20 protein-coding genes and 1 tRNA gene are annotated in these 23759 nt (G+C 54.9%); 8 read left to right on the forward strand and 13 right to left on the reverse strand.

Annotated elements, in window-relative coordinates; all coding sequences use genetic code 11:
* Positions 1 to 19: 19 nt before the first annotated feature.
* Positions 20 to 1375 (reverse strand): ABC transporter substrate-binding protein, encoded by a 1356-nt coding sequence (locus OU789_RS09065; RefSeq protein ID WP_263952738.1) that lies wholly within the window; start codon positions 1373 to 1375, stop codon positions 20 to 22.
* Positions 1376 to 1391: 16 nt separating this feature from the next.
* Complete coding sequence (locus tag OU789_RS09070) at positions 1392 to 2495, reverse strand: substrate-binding domain-containing protein (protein WP_274655208.1); 1104 nt, start codon at positions 2493 to 2495, stop codon at positions 1392 to 1394.
* Positions 2496 to 2955: 460 nt separating this feature from the next.
* Here OU789_RS09070 and hisB point away from each other — a divergent pair, with 460 nt between their 5' ends.
* Both hisB and hisH read left to right on the forward strand, forming a co-directional pair.
* Positions 2956 to 3543, forward strand: a complete 588-nt coding sequence (gene hisB / locus OU789_RS09075) for an imidazoleglycerol-phosphate dehydratase HisB (RefSeq protein ID WP_263952736.1) — start codon at positions 2956 to 2958, stop codon at positions 3541 to 3543.
* On the forward strand, positions 3543 to 4181 hold the full coding sequence (gene hisH / locus OU789_RS09080) for an imidazole glycerol phosphate synthase subunit HisH (protein ID WP_274655210.1): 639 nt from the start codon (positions 3543 to 3545) through the stop codon (positions 4179 to 4181). The genes hisB and hisH overlap by 1 nt, the downstream gene beginning before the upstream one ends.
* Before the next feature lie 53 nt (positions 4182 to 4234).
* On the opposite strand, the gene OU789_RS09085 is transcribed toward hisH, so the two are convergent.
* A complete protein-coding gene (locus OU789_RS09085) occupies positions 4235 to 4618 on the reverse strand; it encodes a DUF2147 domain-containing protein (RefSeq protein WP_274655212.1) in 384 nt (127 codons plus the stop codon).
* 196 nt (positions 4619 to 4814) lie between these two features.
* Here OU789_RS09085 and hisA point away from each other — a divergent pair, with 196 nt between their 5' ends.
* The 3 genes from hisA (at position 4815) to OU789_RS09100 (ending at position 6680) form a co-directional block, all read left to right on the forward strand.
* Entirely contained in the window at positions 4815 to 5534 is a 720-nt protein-coding gene (hisA, locus tag OU789_RS09090) for a 1-(5-phosphoribosyl)-5-[(5-phosphoribosylamino)methylideneamino]imidazole-4-carboxamide isomerase (RefSeq protein ID WP_274655214.1), read from the forward strand.
* A 76-nt stretch (positions 5535 to 5610) separates the two neighbouring features.
* Positions 5611 to 6375, forward strand: a complete 765-nt coding sequence (gene hisF / locus OU789_RS09095; RefSeq protein ID WP_274655216.1) for an imidazole glycerol phosphate synthase subunit HisF — start codon at positions 5611 to 5613, stop codon at positions 6373 to 6375.
* Entirely contained in the window at positions 6372 to 6680 is a 309-nt protein-coding gene (locus tag OU789_RS09100; protein WP_274655218.1) for a phosphoribosyl-ATP diphosphatase, read from the forward strand. Before hisF ends, OU789_RS09100 begins: the two co-directional genes overlap by 4 nt.
* A gap of 180 nt (positions 6681 to 6860) precedes the next feature.
* Here the strand turns inward: OU789_RS09100 and OU789_RS09105 are convergent, their stop codons facing one another.
* Both OU789_RS09105 and rlmB read right to left on the reverse strand, forming a co-directional pair.
* The gene (locus tag OU789_RS09105; RefSeq protein WP_274655220.1) at positions 6861 to 7352 is read right to left on the reverse strand and encodes a YHS domain-containing (seleno)protein; all 492 of its coding nucleotides are present in this window, start codon (positions 7350 to 7352) and stop codon (positions 6861 to 6863) included.
* Positions 7353 to 7412: 60 nt separating this feature from the next.
* Complete coding sequence (gene rlmB / locus OU789_RS09110; protein ID WP_274655222.1) at positions 7413 to 8189, reverse strand: 23S rRNA (guanosine(2251)-2'-O)-methyltransferase RlmB; 777 nt, start codon at positions 8187 to 8189, stop codon at positions 7413 to 7415.
* Between the two features lie 112 nt (positions 8190 to 8301).
* On the opposite strand from rlmB, the gene OU789_RS09115 reads away from it, so the two are divergent.
* Positions 8302 to 8385 (forward strand) — tRNA-Tyr (locus OU789_RS09115).
* Positions 8386 to 8523: 138 nt separating this feature from the next.
* Here OU789_RS09115 and OU789_RS09120 read toward each other — a convergent pair.
* The 6 genes from OU789_RS09120 to OU789_RS09145 all read right to left on the reverse strand — a co-directional run bounded on the left by OU789_RS09120 (position 8524) and on the right by OU789_RS09145 (position 16041).
* Complete coding sequence (locus OU789_RS09120) at positions 8524 to 8997, reverse strand: hypothetical protein (RefSeq protein ID WP_274655224.1); 474 nt, start codon at positions 8995 to 8997, stop codon at positions 8524 to 8526.
* Positions 8998 to 9034: 37 nt separating this feature from the next.
* The gene (locus OU789_RS09125; RefSeq protein ID WP_274655226.1) at positions 9035 to 10969 is read right to left on the reverse strand and encodes a mechanosensitive ion channel domain-containing protein; all 1935 of its coding nucleotides are present in this window, start codon (positions 10967 to 10969) and stop codon (positions 9035 to 9037) included.
* A 5-nt stretch (positions 10970 to 10974) separates the two neighbouring features.
* Complete coding sequence (locus OU789_RS09130; protein ID WP_274655228.1) at positions 10975 to 12270, reverse strand: mechanosensitive ion channel family protein; 1296 nt, start codon at positions 12268 to 12270, stop codon at positions 10975 to 10977.
* A gap of 187 nt (positions 12271 to 12457) precedes the next feature.
* Positions 12458 to 13414: a substrate-binding domain-containing protein gene (locus OU789_RS09135; RefSeq protein ID WP_263952725.1), complete on the reverse strand. Its 957-nt coding sequence runs from the start codon at positions 13412 to 13414 to the stop codon at positions 12458 to 12460.
* Between the two features lie 91 nt (positions 13415 to 13505).
* Positions 13506 to 14522, reverse strand: a complete 1017-nt coding sequence (locus OU789_RS09140) for an ABC transporter permease (protein WP_394358471.1) — start codon at positions 14520 to 14522, stop codon at positions 13506 to 13508.
* Positions 14515 to 16041 carry a sugar ABC transporter ATP-binding protein gene (locus OU789_RS09145; RefSeq protein ID WP_274655231.1) on the reverse strand — a complete coding sequence of 509 codons (1527 nt, stop codon included), beginning with the start codon at positions 16039 to 16041 and terminating at the stop codon, positions 14515 to 14517. The genes OU789_RS09140 and OU789_RS09145 overlap by 8 nt, the downstream gene beginning before the upstream one ends.
* Before the next feature lie 222 nt (positions 16042 to 16263).
* Between OU789_RS09145 and OU789_RS09150 the strand changes: the two genes are divergently transcribed.
* Positions 16264 to 17301 carry a LacI family DNA-binding transcriptional regulator gene (locus OU789_RS09150; RefSeq protein ID WP_274655233.1) on the forward strand — a complete coding sequence of 346 codons (1038 nt, stop codon included), beginning with the start codon at positions 16264 to 16266 and terminating at the stop codon, positions 17299 to 17301.
* A 112-nt stretch (positions 17302 to 17413) separates the two neighbouring features.
* On the forward strand, positions 17414 to 18181 hold the full coding sequence (locus tag OU789_RS09155; RefSeq protein WP_263952722.1) for a TerC family protein: 768 nt from the start codon (positions 17414 to 17416) through the stop codon (positions 18179 to 18181).
* Positions 18182 to 18266: 85 nt separating this feature from the next.
* Here OU789_RS09155 and OU789_RS09160 read toward each other — a convergent pair whose 3' ends face one another.
* Both OU789_RS09160 and OU789_RS09165 read right to left on the reverse strand, forming a co-directional pair.
* Entirely contained in the window at positions 18267 to 21731 is a 3465-nt protein-coding gene (locus OU789_RS09160) for a translocation/assembly module TamB domain-containing protein (protein ID WP_274655236.1), read from the reverse strand.
* Positions 21731 to 23620 carry an autotransporter assembly complex protein TamA gene (locus tag OU789_RS09165; protein WP_274655238.1) on the reverse strand — a complete coding sequence of 630 codons (1890 nt, stop codon included), beginning with the start codon at positions 23618 to 23620 and terminating at the stop codon, positions 21731 to 21733. Before OU789_RS09165 ends, OU789_RS09160 begins: the two co-directional genes overlap by 1 nt.
* Positions 23621 to 23759: the final 139 nt, after the last annotated feature.

Here is a 23759-nt window from a genome sequence, read left to right on the forward strand (position 1 = left end):
TTGACTTGAGTGAATTGGCCTAGTTGATCTTGGCCAGCTCCTCATTCAGAGCAGCAACCGTCGCGGCAGCGTCGCGCTCACCGTCGATGTATTCGCGCACGAGGCGGTTGATGACTTGGCTGTTGATCATCTTGGACGCGAGGCCAAGCTGGCCTTCGGCAACACCCCAACGCTGTGCAACGTCAAGACCACCAACGATTTCCTCAATCATTTCAGCTGCATAAAGCTCGCTCAGCGGCGCCTTACGATCAACACCCACGTCAAGCTTGGACCAGCCATCGACAAAGGCGCTGGCATTGTCGGCATTGCCACGACGCACAGGGAATTTACCCTCAGGCGCAATCGACAGCGTCGACATGTAGCCGTCGTCCATCGAGAACTTCACGAAATCCATCGCAGCATCCGTGTCAGCATCCGAGGTAATCCCGAAATAACGCACATCAGCCCAAGCCGCGCCATCGGCATTCGATGGGCCCGCAAAGTTGGTCACGATACCTGTGGCTGCTGCAAGGTCTTTGGTGGTTGGGTCATCGTTGATTGTGGGCGGAGCGGAATCCCGCAAGCCAGCAAGCTCGTCCAGAATGAACGGCGACCAGATGATCATCGCGGCCTGACCCGCGAAATAGAGCTCGCGGCTCTGTTTCCAATACAACTCACCGGGAGGAGATGCCTCTGCGATGGCCTTGTAGAATTCCAGAACCTCAATCGTCGCGGCTTCATCCAGCGGCTGGAACCCGTCAGCTCCAACAGGCGACACACCATTGGCAAGGAACACATGCTCGAGCACTTGGCTCATGAAGCCTTCGTCGATTTTTGTTGCTGCAACAAAGCCGTACATCTCTGGCGGGTTGTGCAGCGCCTCTACGGCGGCAAGCACATTGGCGTATGTAGTCGGTGCTTCAAGGCCGGCTTCGTCAAAGAGGTCTTTGCGATAGACGACCATTTGCGTCCAGCCATCAACCGGAACCGATGCGGTGCCATCCTCGACAGCAGCGAGTGAAAGCGGACCTTCGGCAAATGTACCTGCGCCAAGCTCGTCAATCACATCTGTGGCCGCGTCAACGTCAAGAATACCAGCCTCGACCCAAGGCAGCGCATAGGACAGCGGATGGTAGATCACGTCAGGCAAATCGCCCGCTGCGAAGGCCGCGGTGGCCCGTGTTCCGAGGTCTTTTTCCTCAACAGGGATCACCTCAACTGCGGTTCCTGTTGCCGCTTCAAACTCGGCTGCCATTGTTTGCTGTTTCTCAAGGCGCTCCGGCTGGGTTTCTGTTGTCCAGAACCGGATATCCGCCGAGGCCGACACGGCCCCAAGCGCAAGCGACATTGCCGCTCCGAGCATCAAGGCTCCTGTTTTTGTTGAATTTATCTTCATTGAAAAGTCCTCCCTTTTATGTGTTTTGGGTTGAGTTTTGCCGCAAAATTACGGCCAGTTCTTCGGATGTGACCTTCGCAGGACCGTCAGAGTCACGCGCCACCAAGGCAGCCACATCGGTTTCGCGTAGCCCCTCGACCGGAGAGCCGAGGAGCCGTGCAATCAGTAAATGAGCCAGACGATTTCCGGCCTTGTAGGTATCAACAGCAAAGGTGGTGAGCGGCGGGCGAGCGAATGCGCCCTCGGCGATCCCGTCATAACCGATCACCGAAACTTCCTGCCCTGCTGTGAGGCCAAACCGCCGCAAAGCACGAAATACGCCGAGTGCCGCGCGATCCACCGCACAGATGATTGCTGTCGGGGGTGAATCTTGCTGTAGAAGTTCAAGCGCTGCGGCTTCGCCCTGTTCTTCTGTTACGGCTCCTTGGCGAAGAAGCGCACTCTCGCGCGTCATGCCCTCTTGATCGAGGCCCGCATAATATCCCGCAAGGCGCAAACGACTGTAGTAATACTCGACCCCGCCATTGATGAAGGCGATCCGACGGTGCCCAAAGCTGACAAGCCGCGCCACCGCATCGCTCATCGCTTCCCCGCCGTGGATGTCATACCACGCGCAATCCTGCGGATCCTGCGTTCGGCCATAGAGCACAAACGGAATTTCGAGCCGCCGCAAAAGATCAACGCGCGGATCGTTCGTATAAGTCCGCGGAATGATGAACCCATCGGCCTTGCGCTCCTCAGACAGGGATTTCAGCGTCGCGAGCGTGTCTTGCATCGTCGTTGCGGCACCTACCGTCAGCGTCCAACCTTGGGTGCCAACCTCATGGGCAATCCCCGCAAGGAAATCCGCCAGCATCGGGCTGTGTCCATCATATTCGCCGGTTTGCAGAACAAGACCGAGGCTGCGCACGCGCCCTGTTCGGATCGCCTGCGCGTGGCTCAATGGTCGATAATCCATCTGCCGCGCCATGTTCTGAACCCGAAGCCGCGTGCCTTCGCTGATATCGGAATACCCATTCAGCGCCCGCGAAACCGTCCCTTTTGCCATGCCTAGTGCATTTGCAACGTCAGAGATCGTCGTACGACGCGCACCCGCCGACGAAACCGGTTTCGGTTTCATCCCAGCGGTCATTTGGGCATGTGATGCCGATTTGTGCGTCGTTTTTTTGTGCAAACTTCAGACTCCCCGTAGCTAAACGCTGATTTCCGAAACCGGTTTCGGCAAGGGTTTTGTTGAGGTTTCCGTGGGTTCACCAAGGTTTTCGGTGCGAAATCGGGGCAAAATCCCAATAATTGCAGAGAAAATCCGCATCTAAAAAAGGCCTGTTAGGGTAGATTTCACCCTACAAACTGGCCCAATCCACACATAGTGCTGCACAATTATTGGGCAAAAGAGGGCAGCAAGCACGTGCTCTCCGGCCTTAAGAAGCCCCAACGCCAAAACGATTCCAACTTTGATTCGAAGCCGTCCGGATGCAATTCAGGCACAGGCGATCACGCATCTCGCAAGCTGGCGCGACTTGCTCTTTCAATGCACAGAACTGCGGCCTATAAGGCCCCAAAAGCCACAGGAGACCACCATGCGGACGGCAAAGATTACGCGCAAAACGGCAGAGACCGACATTACTGTTGAGGTAAATCTCGACGGCACAGGCCTCTATGACAACCAGACCGGCGTGGGCTTTTTCGATCACATGCTGGACCAACTCGGCCGCCACGCGCTGATCGACCTCACCGTGCGCGCGACTGGGGACCTGCACATCGATGACCACCACACCGTCGAGGACGTGGGCATCGCGATCGGCCAAGCTCTGACCCAAGCTCTGGGAGACAAGAAAGGCATCCGCCGTTATGGTTCCTGCCTCTTGGCGATGGATGACGCACAAATTCGTACAGCGCTTGATCTCTCGGCGCGGCCGTTCTTCATCTGGAACAACGATATGCCAACGCCCAAGATCGGCACCTTCGACACTGAATTGGTACGCGAGTTCTTTCAGGCGCTTAGCACGCATGGCGGCATCACGCTCCACATCGATCAGATGCACGGTTTCAACAGCCACCACATTGCCGAGGCCACGTTTAAATCTGTGGCCCGCGCGTTGCGTGAGGCTGTGGAAGTTGACCCGCGCAAATCAGACGCCATCCCCTCGACAAAGGGCGCCCTTTGATGCGCACGGCGATCATCGACTATGACAGCGGCAACCTGCATTCGGCGGAAAAAGCGTTTCAGCGCATGGCCGCCGAAACAGGCGCAGGCACCGTTGTTGTAACCTCCGACCCTACCGAGGTGTTGGCCGCGGATCGTGTTGTATTGCCTGGTGATGGCGCGTTTCCGGCGTGTAAGGCCGAATTATTTGACCACACGGGCCTTTTTGAGGCTTGCGAGGAAGCGGTCATTGCAAAGGGTCGCCCCTTCCTTGGGATTTGCATCGGGATGCAAATGCTCTCGACAACAGGCCACGAATACAAGGACACGGCAGGCTTTGACTGGATCGGCGGCGATGTTGTGAAAATCACACCCTCTGATCCAACGCTAAAAGTGCCGCATATGGGGTGGAACAACCTCGTACTTGATAACCCACACCCGGTTCTTGAGGGCGTCAACGAAGGCGATCACGCCTATTTTGTCCACAGCTATCACTTCCGGGTAAATAACCCCGCTCATCGCCTCGCGCATGTTGAATACAGCGGCGATATTACAGCGATCGTCGGGCGGGATAACCTTGTGGGCATGCAATTCCATCCAGAGAAATCACAGGCGACAGGCCTGAGGATGATTGCAAACTTTCTAAACTGGAAGCCGTAACCGTAAATCGGCCCGCATCAACCTGCGGGCCTTTTCTGTGATGGTTGAACAGTTTAATCCACGCGCGTCCATGTCTGCTTCTTGCAGATTGGCCCGATACAGCCAGAGACCTTGAGAGTGTCACCACTCAGCGCCATTTTGGAGCGGTATACTTTGTCTTTGGACGGCTGCCAGATCTTGCCGTCTTTGTAGTTTCCGTCGCCTTGGGCAACCATATCCCATACCAGCGGTTTGCCGATTGTGTCAGATTTAAACTCCCCCTCGGCACGGAATGTCCGCGAAATCACACCGCAAATCTTGTCACCACAGGGCGCCAGCGTGACGTGCGCAAAAGCACCCTCATCTTCCTGTGTCTTCCACACCCCCACAACAGGGTCTGCCAAAGCACCTGTGGCCGCAACAACAAGCGCCGCAATGCTTAATCCAAGCTTCTTCATTTGATCCTCCTCAATTTCCGCTACTTTGCCCTTGGCATGTGAATCCGATCAAGCCTGACGTGGGGTCGCTGTAAATATCGGCCTAATGCCGCAAGGTTTTGCAATCTGCGGCGATCCATGCCAAAAGCGCGCGAACCCTGCCCTGTTCGCGGTTTATGTGGCGACGGGCGCACAGAATATTCCAAGAGGAACCGCCATGATCCTGTACCCCGCTATCGACCTCAAAGACGGCAATGCCGTGCGCCTGTTCAAAGGGGACATGGACCAAACCACCGTGTTTAACGAAAACCCCGCTGCACAAGCGCTCGAGTTTGTCGAGGCCGGTTGCGAATGGCTACACCTCGTTGATCTCAATGGCGCATTTGCAGGCGAACCCGTAAACGCTGCCCCCGTTGAAGCGATCCTTGAGCAGTGCAAAGTTCCCGCACAACTTGGCGGTGGCATCCGCGACATGGCGACGATTGCTCGCTGGATCGACAAAGGGCTGGCGCGGGTCATCCTCGGCACCGTGGCCGTAGAAAATCCTGATCTTGTGCGCGAAGCAGCGCGCGAGTTTCCCGGCAAAGTGGCCGTTGGGCTTGATGCACGCAACGGGCGCGTGGCCACCCGTGGCTGGGCCGAAGAAACCGATGTGATGGTCACCGACCTCGCCAAATCCTTTGAGGACGCAGGCGTTGCAGCCATCATCTATACCGACATCAACCGCGACGGTGCGATGCAAGGCCCCAACGTTGAGGCTACAGCGGCTCTGGCAAATGCGGTCTCGATCCCTGTGATTGCTTCAGGCGGTGTGAGCTCTCTTGCTGATCTTGAGGCACTAAAAACGTGCGGCGCAAAACTCAACGGCGCGATCTCTGGCCGAGCGCTCTATGACGGTGCGATCGATCTTAAGGAAGCGCTCAAAGTGCTGGCCTAAAGCAGCGCAAACCTCTGGCCAGCATTGCCGCTTTACCGTATGAGTGTCACAGCACGACAACCCAAAGAGCTACAACATGCTAAAAACCCGCATTATTCCTTGCCTTGACGTTGCCGAAGGGCGCGTTGTGAAGGGCGTCAACTTTGTTGATCTCATTGACGCGGGCGATCCGGTTGAAAGCGCCAAAGCTTATGATGCAGCGGGTGCAGACGAGTTATGCTTTCTTGATATCAAGGCCACCCACGAAAACCGTGGCACCATGTACGACCTTGCGCGCCGCACAGCAGAGCATTGCTTTATGCCACTAACGGTTGGCGGCGGTGTTCGTACCCGCGAAGACGTGCGCAAGCTGTTGCTGTCCGGTGCGGATAAGGTGAGCTTCAACTCCGCCGCCGTGGCCAACCCAGATGTGGTGGCCGATGCGGCCAATCATTTCGGCAGCCAATGCATCGTAGTGGCAATTGATGCGAAAACCGTGTCGCTGGGAAAATGGGAAATCTTCACCCACGGTGGCCGCCGCGCCACGGGTATTGATGCGGTTGAATTCGCCAAAACCGTTGTGGCCAAGGGCGCAGGTGAAATTCTTTTGACCTCGATGGATCGCGATGGAACGCGTGCGGGCTTTAACCTGCCCCTCACCCGCGCCATTTCTGATGCCGTACCGGTTCCGGTGATCGCAAGCGGCGGGGTCGGAACGCTTGATCACCTCGTTGATGGCGTGAAAGAAGGCGGCGCATCCGCTGTTCTGGCCGCATCGATCTTCCATTTTGGCGATTACACTATCCGTGAAGCCAAGGAACATATGGCTGCCAATGGCATAGACGTGAGGCTCGACGCATGACCCAGATCACCAAACTCGCCCAGACTGTATCAGAACGCGCGAAAGCGGATCCAAGCGAAAGCTGGACAGCCAAGCTCATTGCCAAAGGGCCGGAAAAATGCGCCGAGAAATTTGGCGAAGAAGCCGTTGAAGCGATCATCGCCGCCGTTAAGAACAACCGCGAAGAACTGATCTGCGAAAGCGCGGATGTGCTCTTTCACCTCCTCGTTATGCTGGAGGCGCGCGGCGTCACACTGGCCGAAGTAGAGGCCGAGCTCGCGCGCCGCGAGGGCACCTCCGGCATTGCCGAAAAGGCCGCCCGATAAGGCAGCACACCAAAGAAAAAGCGCCCGATCCTTGGGGAAAGGACGGGCGCAAGTGTGGAACGAGGGACAGTGAAATGCTCGGGCGTTCCAAACCCTAGCTACAGTATAAGTTGTGTATCGCAGTCTCTGGTTTAAAGAGTTCTCAAGTTTTTGTGATATTACCGCTAAACGGAAAACCGTTTAGCCGAGCGCACTTGGCCAATGCGCATCGGCTTTCTCAACATTTCCAGAGATGTCCTGACGCCACGCATCGCGTACCGCGAGATTATAATTCAGATAAAGTTTGCCATCGTGGATTGTCCAAGTATCGGGCTCTGTGGGGGCCACTGCGCCCTTTGACATCGCGAATGCGCAATAGCCGCCGTACTGCGGTTTGTAACGGTGAGGGTCTGCCATGAACATCTCGAGGTTTTCCATGTTCGCAAGTACCCAAACCGCGCCTTCCCATTTCACCTCATAGCGCGTGTCACCCATCACTGGGGCGCCTTCGGTGAAATACGCCACTGGGTCAAATCCGTTGATCGCAACACCGCCGGTATTGAACACATAATTATGGTCGTGCGCGCGCAAAACAGATGCGCCGCCTAATAGCGGGGCAGCAGAACTTAGAGCAATAAAATGGCGGCGTGTAAGCATATCAAACCTTTCGTTAACGTAAGGATGACGTTTCACGCAGAAAATCCAAGCCCCCTCGCAAATCTGTGACCGCGCGCGAGTGCTCTGGCAACCGACCTATGGGCGCACAGCGTATAGCGCGACAGCAGCAGCGTTGGACACGTTGAGCGAGCCGAAATCCGAGGCGTATGGAATTTTCACAAGCATATCAACGGTTTCTTTGGTTTTCTGCCGCAGCCCTGGCCCTTCGGCGCCGAACACCAGCGCAATGGGGCGGTCGATCTTGCCTTCAACTGCTGTTGCAATATCAGTCTCCGCCTCACCGTCCAGACCAAGAACGAAATAGCCCATTTGTTGCAAAGTCGTAATGGCATCGGCGAGATTTCGGATGCGGAGATAGGGTTGGCGCTCCAGTGCGCCAGATGCGGTTTTAGCCAGCGCACCAGTTTCGGGTGCCGAATGGCGAAGGAGAGAGACAACAGCCCGCGCACCGAAGACCTCTGCCGAACGCAGAATCGCCCCGACGTTATGCGGGTCTGTGACCCGATCAAGCAGAACCACGCGCGGCACCTGCCCGTCTGCAGCCATGCAGGCCTCCTCAAGGGGCCCCCAATCCAGCGGCTTCACCTCAAGCGCGGCCCCTTGGTGGACAGACTGCGGATCGATTGGCGCTGTGAATTTACGCGGGTCCACGACTTCCGGAGTGATTCCCGCGGCGTTAATTTCGGCCTCAAGCTTGTTGAATGCGTTTTTCGTAACGATAAGGCGCAATCGCTCGCGGTTGGGATTGACCAAAGCATCACGCACCGCGTGCAGACCAAACAGCCACACCGTTGCATTGGCCGAAGCCCGTTTTTCCTGCTCTTTTTCAATCACCCACTTTGGTTTTTGCATGGTCATTCGCCTTTGTTTACGTGCGCGGCGGACAATGCGCAGAGCCCGCGTGCAGATGCAAGGTATTTTCCTGTTGACGCCCTAATCACAGGCGGGTATCCCCTCCCTCGTTGGGCGACAGGCCGCAAGGTGTGGCAGGGGACTGTAACTCCCTCGAGGCGACTCACGCCTGGTTCGATTCCAGGGTCGCCCACCATTTAGATCAATGTGCGAAGGCAAGTTTGCCGCCGCAATGATCCGCAAAAAACAGCCGCCTTCGGGCGGTTGTTTTGTTTTTAAGGCTATCTTTCCTGATTGCCAGCGCCCCTGCGAAAACAGAGGCGCGGCACTTATCCTAGTTTTCCGCCTTGAGTAGCGCGCCGATCTCTTTCCACTTCTGCTCGAAGACTTCCGGCGTGTCGCGAATCTGTTCAAGAAGCGCGTCAATCTGATCTTTGGTGTCCTGCGCAAGCGTGCTGTCATTCACCGCATCAGTGGCCTTGTTATAATCAAAGCCGTTCTCGGTCAGGATGCCCTCCTGCTCCCATTTCTCGACCAGCCCCGTAACCTCGGCACTCATCTGTTCAACAGTCATACCGATGCTCTCAGCAAACTCAGCGGCAGTCTCTTCCATTTTCGCTTGCAGATCTTTACCCGCCATGGTCGCACCGTCTTTGATCGCCTCTTGCGCTTCCTTGGCGGCATCTCCGGCGTCATTCAGCGCCTTTTCGATCCGCTCGGCGGGAGTTGGCTCTGGCTTGGTTTGCCAGTAATAGACGCCGCCAACAACTGCGGCGCCGATAACGATTCCAAGAATAACTTTCATCATAACTTACGTACTCCTTTTTCCGCGCGAAATTGCACGGCTAAGATTTTTTGCGAGATCTGAGCGACCTGCGCCGTGGCTTTGCTTTAGTCGTTTTGGCGGGCTCCGTTTTTGCCGCTGCCTTAGTCTCCGCTTGCTCTTTCGCGGGTTCTGGCTTTGGCTCTTTTGCGGGTTCCGGCTCCTTGACGGGCTTTTTTGCGAGAGCGAGCTTTCCATCCCACGGACCTTCGGGAATTTTCGGAATTTCCGTATCTGCGATATAAGACGGCGTCATGATCTGGGTGCTGTTTTCGTTGAATACCTCAACGATGTGTTCATGCAGATCAGATCTGATTTTCGGCAGCGACATGCCCCGTGTTGTAAACGCGTTGATTTCATAGTTGATCGCATAGTCCCCAAGCTGGGTCCAAAGCACGAACGGATCAGGATTTTTCAACAGCCCCTTGGTGCGGAAAGCAGCCTCCTTGAGCATGGCCACAACCTTCTCTGGCGGTTCCTCATAGCCGATCCCAACAGTGGTATGGACAAGGATGCCGCGGCCGTCCACATGGCGCGTATAGTTCACAATCTCGGAGTTCAGAAGCTGCGCATTGGGGATCGATATCATTTCGTTCTTTGTCGACTTGATCAGCGTTTCCATCAGTTTGATTTCAACCACATCACCAACTTTGTCCCCTACCTGAATGCGGTCACCGATGTTGGTACTGCGCCGATAAATCACAAACAGACCCGCCATCATGTTGCTGACAACGGTGTTGGACCCGAGCGAGAGCATCACACCCGCCAGAAGTGTAAGCCCTTGGAACGCTGCTGAATTCGACCCTGGTATATAGGGATATGCAAAGACCAACGCGATCATGATGATCACGATGCGCACCAGAAATAGAGTTGGAGCAATCCATTGTTTCTCGAAGGATTCGATCTCGATCAGGCCGCTTTCCATATTGTCGAAAAATAGCTTCACCCCCTGAAGCGTAAACCGCGCCACGATGAAAATGATGATCAGCGTAATCAGGTTGGGGATGTAGTCCATAATGCCGCGCACGAGATTTATTAGCGGATCAGAGACTGTGGACAGTAGAACCTCGGCGATCATCCGTGTTTCGGCGAATGAGATCAGCACAAAAGAGAGGAAGTAATAGAATAAGATCAGATAAATGACCCAAAGCAGCAGATTCATCAAATAGCTGACAAGCGCCGCAATGGCGCGGGTTCGGACCATAGATTTTGTTACTGTTTCAAGGTCTTTCGACTGTTTCTTAACCACGCGGCCAACCGCATTAACCACGCGTTTGCGGCGGCTGAAAAAGAAATAAGAGATAATCAGGAAGCCAATAGTATAGGCCACGGCTTCCTTGGTGCTTTCCACCCGCGCTGAATGGGAGCGACGGCTTCGGTATTCCAGAATAGCAGCCTCAATCCGCTCCGCCTGTAACGCCGCAAGAAACTCCTGTGACAGTTGCTCGTATTCGGCGTCAAGCGGCGCCACCACGGTGACCATCTTGCCATTAACTATGATGTTCTTGCCGAATTCACCATCGACAACTTGAATATCTACAGTCGCGGAATCCGAAGCTTCAGCAGCTTCAATTAATCGCTCTTCGACTCTTTTTGCGCGTTCATCCGCTGGCAGCACATGTGAGCCGCGCACAACAAACAGCTCCTTGCCATCTAGCTTCACATTTGCAGCAAACGCCGGCGTGACCTGCCTGTCTTGAGGAAAGTCGGTCGTGTTCGGGGCGTCCTGTGCAAAGACTGGCGCCAAGAACAAGAGGAACACCATCAATACAGTGGTGACGAATGTCGCCAACCATGCTGCTCCACGCATCGGGGATTTCGCCTTCATCGCGGCTGCTAAAACACCTGCGCGATCGATAGCCTGCCCCGTTTCGCATGCCATGGCCGTTTGATCACCGCACCGACGATAGGTCGATGTGGTGAAGTTGGCTGCTCCGTTGGGGGCGGGCTTATGCATACGCGTTACTCCGAAATGATATGAACATCCCGTTGTGGGAACGGAATTGAAATTCCCTTTTCGTCGAATTTCTCTTTGGCTTGCCCCATCATATCCCAGTGGAACGCCCAATAATCATCGGTCTTGGTCCATGTCCGACAGAAGATATTCACCGAACTGTCGCCAAGCTCACCAACAAAGATTTCCGGTGCAGGGTCTTTGAGGGTCGCCGGATGCGCTTCAACCAGTTTTGTCAGTTCATCAATCGCCTGCTGTGCATCGTCGGAATAACCGATCCCGAATACCATATCGACACGCCGCGTATTCGAAGCAGTAACGTTGGTAATAACATCACCCCAAATCTTGCTATTGGGCACAACAACGACCTTGTTATCGACAGTTCGCAAACGCGTTGAAACGATCGACATGTCATCAACCGTACCTTCAATACCAGCCGTGATAATGTAGTCCCCAGTATCAAAAGGCTTTAGCAACATAATCATCAACCCGCTCGCAAAGTTGCTGAGTGTATCCTGCAGGGCGAAGGCAACAATGAAAGACAAGCCACCAAGTACAGCGAACAGAGGTGTCACATTCACGCCCATAAAGCCGAGCACGACCATAACGCCGATTACAACAACGGCCCAGTAAACGATTGTGCCGATGAAATTGCGCAGCAGGCGTGAAACATTCGGCACAAGGTTCATCTTGCGATTGACCAAGTTGCGCACGAAACGGGCAACGAAGCGCAAAATCCAAAACGCGACAATACCTGCGACAATGATCAGCAGGATTTTCAAACCACCATCAAGCGCGATGAGCCAATCACCGGCACCACGCAACAAGGATTGCAAGTCAGTGGTTCTCAGGGTCGCCAAAGATACCGCAGACATATAGTCTTCGTGCACTTTGATTTCGTCTGGGTTACCGCCTTTGTCTTCCCAACTGCTCAGAATGTCTTGATACTTTTCGAGCGTATCGGCCATTGCCGATGTTTGGGTTTCCAATTCGGCGCGGAGCGCATCGGCTTCTTTACCGCTTGCGACTTCGAGTTTGGAGTTGGTACCGCTCACCACAACCAAATCTTGCTTTAAGACGCCCTGCCAAATGTCAGCAGCAGAGGACAGTTCCGCAGCGGTATAGGGCAGCAACAGGAATTTCATCTGTCGATGGTCGGCGGCTTTAATTTCGGCAACAGCGGCCTCGATCTTTGCCGATTCCGCATCATCACCCTCACCCTCTTGTGCCAGTGCTGGCATAAACAGAGAAAAGGCCAAGAAAAACGACAGTAAGAGAGTTTTGGTAAGGGATAGTAAACGCAAGGAATTGCTCCAGAAAAACATAGGACTATCCCCTGACCTTGGCACAAAGTGGCCGCGAGGCTCAAGTGGCTGTCAAAGGAAACTAACGCCCCTCCAAGTAAACCAACCGTTACCACACACACAAAAGGGGGAGCCGAAGCCCCCCCGATCTATTTCGCCATTTTCTTTCAGTACTCTAAAGGGAGGCCTAGAAAGGAGAGTCAGGGAAATAGAAGTCTGCTGCGTTCTCTGGTGTGATCAATGTCGCGCCGAGAATGTAACGACCAGCAACCGGACCGTTCGATTTGAACGCGTTGACTGTTACGTCCATCGCAGTTGCGATCATCGAAGGCGGATAGAGAACGTCAACTGGGATCAGTTCGTCACCGTCCATGATGGACTTGATTGTTTCTTTCATGCCGGCGCCGCCAACTACGAACATGCCGTCGCCATCACGACCAGCTTGTTTCAGAGCAGCAACAACGCCGATTGCGATGTCATCGTCCTGCGCCCAAACAGCGTCAATGTCAGGGAAGCGCGACAGGAAGTCCTGCATCACTTCAAAACCATCGTCACGGTTCCAGTTGGCGTGCTTGTGATCGAGAACATTGATGCCGGAGCCTTCGATTTCGGCCATGAACGCATCAAAACGCTCGTTGTCGATCAGCGTTGGAATACCGCGAAGAACAACGATGTTGTCGCCCTCTTTGAGGCGTGTCTTCATGTATTGCGCAGACACTCGGCCAAGCTCTGGGTTGTTACCCGCAACATAGATGTCTTCGATGCCAGGCTGGCTCAGACCACGGTCAACAACAGTGATCAGCGCGCCGGTTTTCTTAACGTTAAGAACCGGATCTGTGAGCGGCTCGGACTCAAACGGAAGCACAACAAGCGCGTCAATCTGATTCACGGATACAAGGTCTTCGATCGCCGAAGCCTGTGCTCCTGGATCAGGCGAGTTCACAAGCACAAGATCAACGTCAGGATAGAGCGCTTCAAGACGCTTCTCTGCCTGCTCAGCGTGCCAGTTCATACCCGCAGCCCAAGCATGTGTTGGCGTTGGATAGGACACACCAATGGTGATCTTGTCATCAGCGGATACGGCGCTAGACAGCAGCATCGCCCCCGTTGCGGCTACCGCAAACAATGATTTTTTCAATGTCATAGTCTTCCTCCCTAGTTATGGATGGGCCGGATTGGCCCGTTTTCTGCGGTGTGACGGTTGACCGCCACTTCTCGCAAAATCTCTGTTGTCGTTATTCCTTGGATGATTTCCGGCCCCAATCGGCGCGCTGCAACCAAACCGCCACGATGATGATCAGGCCCTGCATCGTTCCGTTTAGGTAGTTGGAAATCATATCGGTGAAGTTCAGGATGTTGCCGATGGTCGTCAGGATAAGTGCGCCCAGAATGGTGCCTCCGATCCGGCCATAGCCCCCCTTAAGTACGGTTCCGCCAATGATCACCGCGGCAATCGCTTCAAGTTCCCAAAGGACACCCGTTGACGAAGATGCCGACCCAAGACGCGGCACATAGATGATAGTTGCCAGAGCCACACAGAGGCCTTGGATCACATAGGTCCATGTTTTGATACGGTCGACCTTGATCGCGGAATAGCGCGCCACGGCTTCGTTGCTGCCGATGGCCGTACAATAGCGACCAAAGGCTGTGCGGTTGAGCAAAATCCAACCGGCAATCGAAACAATGATGAACACCCACACAGGGATCGGCAGACCAAAGAAAGCTTCGTAATAGACGGGGCGATATGTACCGCGCAGGTCAAAATCGAGGCTCAATGTGCCACCATCCGCGAAATAGGTCACGAGCGAACGGAAAATCCCCATGGTTCCGAGCGTTACGATAAAGGCTTCGATCTTCCCTTTTGTCGTCAGGAACCCGTTCACCCATCCCGCACCAAGCCCGAGAATAACACTACACCCGCAGCCAAGAAGAACGGTTGCAACCCCCGTGCCGAGCGTTTCGACCGCGTTGTTCATCACGATAATCATGATCCCCGCGATCACCGCCGCCATGGACCCAACAGAGAGGTCAATGCCGCCCGCCGTAATCACAAAAGTCGCGCCAACTGCGATAATCCCGATAAAGGCACTCCGCGTCAGCAAGTTGGTGATATTGCCCTCGCTCAAGAAGGCCGAGTTTAGCGAGAACCCGATGATGCACAGGATCAACAGCGCAATCGCCGGCCCCATCGTCTTGAAGTCAAAGTTCCGCAATCTGCTATTTTTGGTTTCGCCAGCCGTTGTCTCAGCCATGGTGTTTCTCCCCTTTCAATCCAGCGGCATAGCGCACGATTTCTGTCTCGTTGATGGCGTCTCCGGTGAGCGCGCCCATGATCTGGCCGTCACGCATCACAAAGACCCTGTGACACACGCCGATGATCTCGGGCATCTCCGAAGAGATCACCACAACGGACATCCCCTCCGCCGCAAGCGCGGCAATAAAATGATAGATTTGCTGTTTGGTTCCCACGTCGATCCCGCGAGTCGGCTCGTCGATGATGACGATCTTCGGGTCGGCTTCCATGATCTTGGCCAGCAACAGCTTCTGTTGGTTGCCACCAGAAAGATCGCCTGCTTTGACCTTTGGATCACGGGCACGGATATCAAACCGGCGGATACCCCGCGCGAGCGCTTCCTGCTCTGCGTCACGGTCAATCATGAAGCCTTTTACAAAGCGCGGCAGCGCCAACAGCGTCATATTGGGGCGCATTTCCTGCTCTAGCAGCAGCCCTTTTTCCTTACGGTCTTTTGTCAGATAACAAATCCCAGCGTCCCGCGCATCGGCCACAGAGGCGAACCGCACTTCCTCGCCATGCACACGAATAACGCCGCTATCAATATCCTTGAGCCCGCAAATAGCTTCGAAAACTTCTGTCCGGCCGGAGCCGATCAGCCCCGAAAATCCCAAGACCTCGCCTTTGCGCAGATCAAAGCTCACGTTGCGAATGTTTTGCGTCGTCAGCCCTTCGACCTCAAGAACGCGCTCGGCATCCACATCCGCTTCGTTCATCGGAGGATACAGATCGGAAAGCTCGCGCCCGACCATCATCTGCGCCATCGCATCAAGCGTGAACTCACCTGTTGGTTTTGTTGCAATCCATTGACCGTCGCGCAGGATCGTCACGCGATCCGCAATCGCCTGCACCTCCTGAAGCTTGTGCGACACAAACATGATTGCGGTGCCTTTTGCCTTGAGCTTCTCGACCTGCGCGAAAAACACAGTGGTTTCCGCTTCGGTCAAAACTGCGGTCGGCTCGTCCATAATCAGAACCCGCGCATTGCGGCTCATGGCTTTGACGATCTCGACCATCTGCTTTTCGGCAATCGATAGGCTCGAAATCCGCGCCTTGGGCGAAATATCAAGCCCAACGTCAAGGAACATCTTGCGCACGGCTTCAGTCATGGCGGCACGATCAAGAAAGCCGTTGCGGCTCTGTTCGCGGCCAAGGAAGATGTTCTCTTCAACCGTCATCTGCTCGGCAAGGTTAAGCTCTTGGTGGATCAATACGATCCCCATATCCTCGGCCTGCCCGTTTGGTGGAAGGGTAACTTCCTCACCATCCACGCGCAGTGTTCCAGAGGTTGCCGGATGAAAACCGGACAGCACTTTCATCAAGGTGGATTTGCCAGCACCATTCTCACCAATCAGCGCATGAACCTCACCAGCACGAAGATCAAAACTCACTGAAAACAGAACCGGAATGGCTCCGAATGATTTGCTGACGCGCTCTGCGGCGAGCACGGGCGTTTCCGCCTGCACGCTATCCAGCATTCCTTTTTCCTCCCCACGACACCCCTGTCTCCCGCAGGAAAGTGCCGACTATGAAAACCTTTTCAGAAATAATGTAAACCTTTTCATGGCGACCTGTAAACCTTTTCATTGGCGTTTTACGACACAACGGATATGATGCAGGAAAAGGCAAAGCCACAAAGGCTTTCATATTGAAAACATTGAATGTTTTTTGAAAGTAGATAAGTAGAGGCCGCGTAAACCGTGGAGCAACAAGCCCCAAAACCCGCGACAATCGAAGATGTCGCCAAGCTTGCCGGAGTGTCGATCGCAACTGTGAGTCGGGCGATTCGAACGCCTGAAAAAGTGGCAGAAAGCACCCGCAAAAAGGTGACGGCGGCCATCGCTCGAACAGGGTATACCGCCAATGCCATGGCGCAAAACCTTCGGATGCAACGTTCGCAAATGGTCATGGTTCTGGCGCAGTCGATCTCGGACCCCAACTTCCCCGGCATCCTCACAGGGCTTGAGAAGGTCGCGAAATCCCGCGGCTATGGTGTTTTGATCGGCAACACAGAGGGCGATGTCTCGCTTGAAGAGAAACACTTGCGGTTTCTCTCCACAGGTATGGCCGATGCACTGATCTTGCTAACGGGGCACCTTCCTGTCGCAGGGTGGCTTCAGAGCCCAACGGCCAACTTCCCACCAATGGTCGCCGCCGCCCGCCCCGTCAACCGCCCCGACATCAGCTATGTGGGCGTTGATGACGCCGCCGCCGCCAAGGTTGCGACGGATTACTTGATCTCATTGGGGCATGAGCGGATCGTCTATGTCTCTGGCCCTGCGGGGGATGCTCTTTCGGAAAACCGCCACCGTGGTTATTGCGACGCGCTCTCCCAAGCCTATGATCAAAGCTCCGTCTGGCGCATTCAAGGCGATGGCACCACCGAAGGCGGGCGCAGCGCAATCGAGCGGCTCTTTATCCGCGATACACTGCCAACTGCCTTCTTCTGTTACAATGACAACACCGCCATTGGCGTAATCGCTGCGCTTCAGTCGCGCGGGTTTGATGTCCCGCATGATTTCTCGGTCGTCGGCTTTGACGACATCCCCTTTGCGAGCAACATAACCCCGTCCCTGACGACAATCCGCCAACCGCGCAGCCAGATTGGCGAAATCGCTATGGCACATCTGCTGGATTTCCTGCCGACACGTACGATTCCCGTCGACACATCTCTTTTGCATGGTGATTTGATCGTACGTGGCTCCTGCTCGGTTCCGCGCATTACCGATAAGCCATAAGCCACGCTCTCATAGAAATTCCGCTGCAATTCAGGTTTTCTGTCGCAATTTTCGCGCGTCTCGCTCACATTGGGCGGTATTGATTGCAAATTTCTTGATCTAAGAGGCTGATATGCTCGAACTCCTCTCCTCCCCCGAAGCTTGGGCCGCGTTTCTCGCGCTTGTGACGCTCGAAATCGTTTTGGGGATCGATAACCTGATTTTCATTTCCATCGTTTCCAACAAACTCCCCGAACACCAGCAAAAGCGCGCGCGCCAAATCGGCATCGGACTTGCGCTTGTGTTGCGACTGGCGCTGCTGTCGGTCATCGCGTGGATTGTCGGACTGACGGAACCTGTGTTTGATCTTGGCATTCAAGGGCCGCTCGATGAACACGGCGTACCGATGTTTGAAACCTCGTTCTCTTGGCGCGACATTATTCTGATGACGGGCGGTGTTTTCCTCGTGTGGAAGGCGACGACCGAAATTCAACATAAGGTACAGCCACAACCCGCCCACACAGTGTTCGAGGCCAAACCAAAGGCTTCTTTCACCTCGATCATCCTTCAGATCGTAGCCCTTGACGCGGTTTTTTCTATCGACAGCATCCTGACTGCCATCGGCATGACAACAGAGCTTCCGATTATGGTTGCTGCTGTGATCGTGGCGGTGACCGTTATGTTTATCGCGGCCACGCCGGTCACAAACTTTGTGAACGCCAACCCAACCGTTGTCATGCTGGCGCTCGCCTTCTTGTTGATGATCGGCATGGTGCTGATTGCCGACAGCCTCGGCCACCATTTGCCAAAAGGGTATATCTATGCGGCAATGGCCTTCGCGGCGTTCGTAGAAGGGCTCAACATGTTGCGCCGACGCGCACAGGTGAAGCGCGCGGCATAACCCGACCCAAGAAACACGAAAAACGGGCGCTCCATCGGGCGCCCGTTTTGAATTTGTGGGTGTGGGTTTACGTCAACCGCCCCTGCTAGTAGTCCGTTTCATAGAACAACCCGATGGCGGAGTTCCCGTCCGAAATGACTTTCCCTTTGGCCGAGAGTTTCTTGGTCACGTCATAGTTCAACGAGAACTCGGTCTTGCCATCGCCACGCACGGTTATGTCGCTATAGAGATCATCGGTCAGGTATTTCCCTGCGCGCACGGCGGTTTCTCCGTCGGATTCGTTGATGATCTCGATGTCGTCCACACCAAGTCCCTTGCGGATTGATCCCATAACCGTATCGTTTCCGCGTCCGGACAACACAGCCACAGCGTTTGCAAGCTGCAGGGCCTGAAAGGCCGAAATGTTTGAGGCGTCCTCGCCATAGTAAAGCCGCGTCAAAACTTGATCCGGCGGAGCTTCAGGCGATGATTCAAACCGGATTTCCGGCTCGGACAGGAACCCTTCAACAATAATGCTTGAGGAGCCGCCATCTGTGAATGTTGTCGCGACAAGGCGCACATATGGATCAAGGCTCCCCTGAAGCTCAATCTGACCTTCGGTGAGTTCAAACCGTTTATCGAGCAGATTGATGCGGCCACGAATAAGTCCAAAGCTCCCCGCGGATACAACGTTATTCGTTGTGCCGGAAATCTGAAGACTGCCGCCAAGTTCAGCATCAAGCCCACGTCCGCGCACGAATACGCGATCTTCCGCGTTGATCTGAATCTGCAACGGATAGGCTGGCCCTGCTGCCGTTTGCGCAGTGGGATCGGTTTCAATGCCCGCAAATTCAAGCGTACGGCGGACCGCCCCGCTTGCGCCAACCTGTGTGATGTCAGGAATAGCAGTCACACCCCCAATAGATGTATTGGGAACAGTCACCTCTGTTCGCCCGACATTGATCGTTCCGGCAATCAGCGCACCACCGGTCAGCGGCCCCGTCACATCAATCTCACCGTTCAAGACCGTTTGATACAGCAGCGGGTCAACAATCTTAGCCCGATTGAGCACCACAGCCAAATTCGCAGGGAACCCGGCTCCAAATCCAACAGTTCCGCTCGCTGTAACCCGTCCGCCTTCGCGCGGGCTGGCGCCGATGTCTATCGTCGCGGTGCTGTTTGCAAGCCGAACCGTGCCGCTGATATCCTCGATCGCGGCATGCAAGCGCGGCGCGGTAAATGTGGCGCCATTGGTTGAAATGGTGCCGCTGACAGCAGCCAGGCTTGGAACACCCTTCATCGCCAAATCAAGTGTAGCAACACCCGAAATCGCCCGTGGCCGTAGAATGCGATTGGCAAGGCCAAGCGGAGCAGTCCCCGTCAGCGCGAGATCATGATCACCTGCCGGATCAATTAGCCCTGACACATTCGCCGCCACCCCGAGCGAGCCAGAGCTTGTTGCGTCAATCTGCCATTTCTCACCTGCTTTGGCGAGCGCCCCCTCAAGGTTTACGCCACCCGTTAGGTTCGCAACCAACGTCCCCACTTCAGGGAGACTGGCAGAGAAGGCCATATTGGCGTTCGGCCCCGTCGCCAAACCTTCGACAGTTGCGTTTGTGTCCAATGGTCCGGTCGCCGCGAGATTAACAGAGACACCCTCCTCGCTTTGGGTGGTGTACCCCTTCAAGGTCAGCGGCCCTGGGAAATCCGGTACGATGAGGCCCAAATCAACGAGGTTTGCATCAAACTCACCGTCGAAATATCCGTCGGCAATTTCCCCTGTGCCCCGCACGAACAAGGCTTCGTTGCGCAAACTCGCCCCTCGCAGCACGGTGCCTTCGGTGTCGCGCTTCGCTGTGACGCGCATCACGGTTTCACCTTTAGCCAAGGTGTCAAACTGCTCAATTCCCAAAGCAAGGTCTCGTGTAAGGCCGGTCAAAACCGCATCAAACGCGCCAGTGAGCGTGGCATAGCTGCCCTTTGCTGTTGCCTCTGCTTGGCCCGCAATCGGCCGTCCTGCCAAGAGCGAGAATTGAGAAATATCATCAATCTCTGCGGCGATATCAAACTCGGCTTCAAGATCGCTCTCAAGGCCCGTCAACGCCGCGTTGCCCCTGAATTCATAGGTCGCGGATTTGATGTCCATATCCGTGAGCCGAAGCGGTTGCCCCTCTTCGTAAGAGACCGTCACGCGCCCCTCTGTCGCCTGCCCGATTGCAGCGGTGAGCGCAGGATCGTCCAGCTCGAGCCCCAAAGCTCTAAACGTCAGATCAGACGTAATTTTGCCAAGCGTTCCGACCTCGCCGAAAATCTCGCCATCTGAAATCAACTGGCTGCGCTCAAGCGAAAGCCCTTCTGTTTCGAGATTGCGAACATCGAATTTGCCGTGCCATTTCTCGCCCTCATCCGCATCGAACGAAAGCGCAAGCGCAACGGACTCAACCCGCGTCTTACCTCCGGGAACAGGAAGCAACACATACGAGCCATCCGCGTTTGCCACGCGTCCGCTTACATCAAAATGCTCCGGCCACATATCCGCGTTCAGATAGGCGCGCCCAGACAAAAGCAAACTGTTTGCGGAAAGTCGGAAATGCGCAAGGTCAAGCGCGCCGCTGCCTTTGAGCGTACCTTCGGATTTCAACTGAACATTCGGACCGAAAAAGGGGCGGTACTCCGGCACGAAAAGCGAGGTAAGATCGCCTCCAATATCCACACGGAATTCCATATCCGCAGGGGTTGCCGCATCCTCTCCTTCCTTGAGTGGCAATGTCACGAGATTCACCTGACCGGAAAGCTGCTCTACGCCCTCGCTCACCAATTTAACTTCGGCAGTGTAGTCCGAAAGCGGGCCCGTACCCTTGAGATCAAGTTCAAGCGCTGGCGCACCTGGAATTTTGAGCAGCGTTGCCGCAAGCCCGCCCTCTTCCTCGGTTAAGGCAATATCAAGATCAATAATCTTGGTTTCCGCATCAAAGCCGCCACGAATGTCAAACTCGCCGAAGCTGTCGTCGATACGCCCCATATTCAGCAAGACTTTGCCAGACCCCGCCTCAAGCATCGCAGATGCGGCCAACTCAAGCGCGATCTCTTCGCCCAAGAGCGGCTCGCCCAGCACGACTTCTTCGATTGCAACCTTCTGTACATCAACGCTGACAGGAAGTTCCGGCAGCGCGAATTCCTTAGCGTGCGGATCTGGTGGCTCGGTGCTTTCAACAGGAATGGGCGCGCGCGCAACAACCATAGAGGCCGCCGAAAGCTCCTTTACTTCGAGCCGCCTTTGCAACAAGGCGGAGCGTTTCCAGTTGAGCCGAACATCCGTCAGCGTCAGCCAGATGCCTTCCTTATCGGCAATCGTCAGTTCGTCCATGGTCGCTGTTGAACTCAACGCGCCCTTAAACCCTTTGACCTTAACTGTGCGCCCCTCGCCGCTCAGGTTGTCTTCAAGCAAACCCTGAACCAACCCGCGATCTTCTTCCTCTTCCTCCTGCGCATAGGCTGGCTCTGCGAAGGTCTGAAACAAGGCCACACAAGTTGCGAGCATCAAGAAAAGTGTATGTCGGAAAAGCCACATTAGAATGCCTCCCCGATTCCGAGGTAGATTTGATAATCGGAATCGTATTTGCGCTCCGAAACCGGTACGGCAACATCAAAGCGGATCGGACCAAATGACGTGTAATATCGCACCCCAACGCCAGTACCCGCGTGCCACGTATCATTGCTGCCGTTCGGGAAGGACTCAGACCCGACATACCCAACGTCATAAAACGCCACAAAGCCAAGATCGCCCATCCAGCCTTCTTTGTTTTTCAAGCGGAAGCGCCCTTCGATAGAAGACGCAAAGAACGAGCGGCCACCAAGAATTCCGTCTTTGTAGTCGATCCCGACCGAGAGATAGGAAAAGCCACGAACGGTATTTGTACCGCCGGAGTAGTAAAGCAGATCGCCGGGCGTATCATCGAGCGAAATCCCCGCAATACTGCCGATCTGTCCGCGTACGGCAAGAACCGTTCCTGTATCACCCAATTCTTGGAAAAACCGTGCATCAACATAGGATTGCAGCGCGAACTTGCTGTCATCAAACAAGAAGAATGGCGTCACTTCAGGGTTCAGATAATAGCCCGATGTTGGCGCAAGCTGATCGTCGCGTTTGTCCAGAAAACCTGAGTAACGTACGGCAACCAAATGATACGTGCTTTTGCCGCGAATATCTTCAACGTTACCAGCACGGTATCCAAGGCCCAGATTATAGATGTAATCATCGCCCGCATAGCGACGGATACCAACCTCGAAGCTGGCGAAATCGCCTTCGTAGTTTTCCTGCCGCGAGCGAAGGAGCTGGAACTGCGTAAAGAAATCTATGTCAGGATTAAACGTCGCGGGGCGCTCGAACCGCACCTGAAAACGATCTTCGCGGTTCACGTTGTCATTGCTGATCCCGTCAAACTTCAACTCGACACGAAGCCGTTCACCACCACCAAATAGGTTGCGATGGAGCCAATATGTCGAGACACCAAGACCACGGTCCGTTGAAAGTTCGCCACCAAAGCCGAAGCGGTGCAGCTTGTTTTCCGTCACGAACAGATCAATATCAAGCGTGCCGTCCGGATTGGCGTCATCGGCCTCAGTTACTGAAACCGACTGGAATATCCCTGTCCGGCGCAGGCGCTTTGCAGAATCCGAAAGTTCTTTAGGCGAGAAAACCTTACCGGTTGGCAGGCCGGCGATCTCTTGAACGCGCGCGGGTTTCATACGCTCGGTGCCGGTTACATTTAGATCGCCAAACTTGAGTTGACGCCCCGGCGCAAGCTGTACTTCTGCATCAAGCGTTTGGCGGCGATGGTCCGCAACGATCTTCTGCCCGCTCGGCTCGACCTTTGCGTGCCCGACATCTCGCCAACCGGTGACCGCTGTGCTTACTGCATTTTCGATCTGTGGCGTTCCGGCAATCTGGCCGGTCGCAAACTCCGGCGGCATGACCGTTCCCGGCGCGATCGGTGAGACCTGCGCTTTACCGAACTTGAACTGTGGCCCTTGCTGAACATCGATCACAATCCGGTTCACCGAAGTCGGCGGAACAACGGGCGACAGGTTCCCCGCCTCGCGACCATCCACTTTGATGCTGATTACGGCGCCGAAATACCCTTGCTCGTACAACGCGCCGAGCAGTTTGCCGTAGTCGGCAAGCGCAGTCGACACAATCTCGGAGGCGTTTTCGGTTTCCTGCTCCGTAAGGAGGAACGTCAGCGATTGCGCTTCAAGTGTATCCTGAAGCTCTTCGTTTGCTGGCGACACTTTTAAACTCGCATCAAACGCGAATGCAGCAGTTGCTGTTGCCCCAAGAAATGCCAGCCCGTGAATACCCCGACGCAGCCAGTGCCCCGCCAATTTGATCTGCCAAGTTGATCGCAACGTCGTTGATGCGCGCTGCGCTAGAAAGTTGGCGCCCTGTATAAATCGCAAGCGAAAAACTCCGTAAAAATTGTTTCTTGGAGCCTAACAGGTTTTTGAGATCTTCAAAGATCGCGTGGCCCTCACTACGTAAAATTTTTGGTGATCACGGATGAAAGCCACACGGTTTTTGCGTATTTTGGATAGCAAA

Origin of the sequence: Halocynthiibacter sp. C4, assembly GCF_028823805.1 — a bacterium.
GTDB classification, from domain to species: domain Bacteria; phylum Pseudomonadota; class Alphaproteobacteria; order Rhodobacterales; family Rhodobacteraceae; genus Falsihalocynthiibacter; species Falsihalocynthiibacter halioticoli.

Coding starts and splice junctions, on each gene's coding strand:
- OU789_RS09140 (WP_394358471.1), bottom strand. CDS start 14,522: ATGGCTGAGACAACGGCTGGCGAAACCAAAAATAGCAGATTGCGGAAC.
- OU789_RS09070 (WP_274655208.1), bottom strand. CDS start 2,495: ATGAAACCGAAACCGGTTTCGTCGGCGGGTGCGCGTCGTACGACGATC.
- hisF (WP_274655216.1), top strand. CDS start 5,611: ATGCTAAAAACCCGCATTATTCCTTGCCTTGACGTTGCCGAAGGGCGC.
- OU789_RS09065 (WP_263952738.1), bottom strand. CDS start 1,375: ATGAAGATAAATTCAACAAAAACAGGAGCCTTGATGCTCGGAGCGGCA.
- OU789_RS09085 (WP_274655212.1), bottom strand. CDS start 4,618: ATGAAGAAGCTTGGATTAAGCATTGCGGCGCTTGTTGTTGCGGCCACA.
- OU789_RS09155 (WP_263952722.1), top strand. CDS start 17,414: ATGCTCGAACTCCTCTCCTCCCCCGAAGCTTGGGCCGCGTTTCTCGCG.
- hisH (WP_274655210.1), top strand. CDS start 3,543: ATGCGCACGGCGATCATCGACTATGACAGCGGCAACCTGCATTCGGCG.
- OU789_RS09145 (WP_274655231.1), bottom strand. CDS start 16,041: ATGCTGGATAGCGTGCAGGCGGAAACGCCCGTGCTCGCCGCAGAGCGC.
- OU789_RS09120 (WP_274655224.1), bottom strand. CDS start 8,997: ATGATGAAAGTTATTCTTGGAATCGTTATCGGCGCCGCAGTTGTTGGC.
- hisB (WP_263952736.1), top strand. CDS start 2,956: ATGCGGACGGCAAAGATTACGCGCAAAACGGCAGAGACCGACATTACT.
- OU789_RS09135 (WP_263952725.1), bottom strand. CDS start 13,414: ATGACATTGAAAAAATCATTGTTTGCGGTAGCCGCAACGGGGGCGATG.
- hisA (WP_274655214.1), top strand. CDS start 4,815: ATGATCCTGTACCCCGCTATCGACCTCAAAGACGGCAATGCCGTGCGC.
- OU789_RS09125 (WP_274655226.1), bottom strand. CDS start 10,969: ATGCATAAGCCCGCCCCCAACGGAGCAGCCAACTTCACCACATCGACC.
- OU789_RS09160 (WP_274655236.1), bottom strand. CDS start 21,731: ATGTGGCTTTTCCGACATACACTTTTCTTGATGCTCGCAACTTGTGTG.
- rlmB (WP_274655222.1), bottom strand. CDS start 8,189: ATGCAAAAACCAAAGTGGGTGATTGAAAAAGAGCAGGAAAAACGGGCT.
- OU789_RS09100 (WP_274655218.1), top strand. CDS start 6,372: ATGACCCAGATCACCAAACTCGCCCAGACTGTATCAGAACGCGCGAAA.